Source organism: Roseomonas sp. USHLN139, from assembly GCF_037145735.1.
GTDB lineage: Bacteria > Pseudomonadota > Alphaproteobacteria > Acetobacterales > Acetobacteraceae > Pseudoroseomonas.
The window spans coordinates 1-223 of record NZ_JBBCWY010000042.1 but is presented as its reverse complement, the minus strand read 5'-3'; the positions used below and the strand labels follow the sequence as shown (position 1 = coordinate 223).

1 protein-coding gene is annotated in these 223 nt (G+C 70.4%); it reads left to right on the top strand.

Going from position 1 to position 223, the window contains the following annotated elements:
• The coding region (locus WFI16_RS26925; protein ID WP_419900925.1) for a GTP-binding protein at positions 1–223 on the top strand (223 nt) is incomplete at both ends.

Sequence of the window (223 nt, the reverse complement as noted above, 5' to 3'; positions counted from 1 at the left end):
GCGCGGCATCACGATCTCGACCGCCCATGTCGAGTACGAGACGGCGAACCGCCACTACGCGCATGTCGACTGCCCGGGCCACGCCGACTACGTGAAGAACATGATCACGGGTGCCGCGCAGATGGACGGCGCGATCCTGGTCGTGTCCGCCGCCGACGGCCCGATGCCGCAGACCCGCGAGCACATCCTGCTGGCCCGCCAGGTCGGCGTGCCGGCGCTGGTG